Annotated in this window: 1 protein-coding gene; it reads left to right on the top strand. The window is 40.9% G+C overall.

What is annotated here, in order from left to right; genetic code table 11:
- Positions 1-74: 74 nt before the first annotated feature.
- Complete coding sequence (locus AB4371_RS22205) at positions 75-1,103, top strand: IS110 family transposase (protein WP_372150673.1); 1,029 nt, start codon at positions 75-77, stop codon at positions 1,101-1,103.
- Positions 1,104-1,345 lie beyond the last annotated feature (242 nt).

The raw sequence follows: 1,345 nt of genomic DNA, 5'->3' as shown, positions 1-1,345 counted from the left end.
GGCGTTGTTAATGATATGGACACTTCCACCCACCGTCTAAACTTATAGTCGGTAACATAAATGAGGAAGAGACCATGACCATTGCAACTTTAGGTATCGACTTAGCTAAATCTTCTTTTGCTCTTCACGGAGTAGATTCATCAGGCAAAGTTCTTTTGAAGAAAAATATCAGCAGAAAGAAGTTGTCCGAAACGTTGACCAATATACCTCCTTGTCTTGTTGGTATGGAAGCTTGCTCCAGTGCTCATTATTGGGCAAGAGTATTCAAGCAATTTGGTCATGACGTTAAACTTATGCCTCCGCAGTTTGTTAAGCCCTATGTGAAATCAAATAAGAACGATACCGCTGATGCTGAAGCAATCTGTGAAGCGGTAACTCGCCCTAACATGCGTTTCGTACCTATAAAATCGATTGAACAGCAATCAATCCTTTCTGTTCACAAAGCTAGAGAAAGGTTAGTTTCAATGAAAACTGGCCAAACTAATCAATTACGTGGGTTGCTGGCTGAGTTTGGTCTTGTCTTTCCTAAAGGAAGTGCATCACTTAACAAGCAGCTCCCTCTGGTTTTAGAGGATGCTGAAAATAATTTGACGCCACCGATTCGCTGCGTGGTTACTCATTTAAAAGAACTAATTGATGAGCTTTCTTCACGAATTAGTGCGTTAACAAAAGAAATTGAACAATGGCACAGTACGAATGTTGATTCTAAAAGAATCGCAGAGATCCCTGGAATTGGCCCTATAACTGCCACCGCACTTGTTGCAAGTATAGGTGACCCCGCATCTTTTAATAATGGACGGCAGGTATCTGCATGGATTGGACTTGTACCTAAGCAGTTTTCAACGGGTGGCAAACAAGTATTGCTTGGTATAAGCAAGCGGGGGGATGGCTATTTACGAAGACTACTAGTGCATGGTGCAAGAGCTGTTCTTGGGCACTTAAAGCAACAGCCAACCACTTATACTCACCGCTGGTTGAATGACTTACTGAAACGAAAACACAAGAATGTTGCAATAGTCGCACTAGCTAATCGGAATGCTCGAATTGCATGGGCTTTATTGGCTAATCAGCAACACTATAATCCTGAATTACTATCTATCTAAAATTGCGCATGAAGTGGAAATGAGAAAACAGGTAAGACCGTGAGTATGGAACTCTGATTTGATCTTAGGACTTTCAAGTTCGTGTTGTTGATAAGAGCATGCTCAGCGGAAATCATTAAGAGTCCTTGAACTCGGATATATGTCTGCAATCTTTTACCTAAAACTTTCAGATTTACTACTTGCCAATAGGAAGTGTCCATATATGATCAAATCAGCTTGAAAATCAACGACACCATATGTAG

The sequence above is a fragment of the Vibrio sp. 10N.261.51.A3 genome (assembly GCF_041471965.1).
In the GTDB taxonomy this organism is placed as follows: domain Bacteria; phylum Pseudomonadota; class Gammaproteobacteria; order Enterobacterales; family Vibrionaceae; genus Vibrio; species Vibrio crassostreae_C.
Note: the sequence above shows the minus strand (reverse complement) of the source record. Positions and strands in the feature narration are given on the sequence as shown.

Coding starts and splice junctions, on each gene's coding strand:
- AB4371_RS22205 (WP_372150673.1), top strand. CDS start 75: ATGACCATTGCAACTTTAGGTATCGACTTAGCTAAATCTTCTTTTGCT.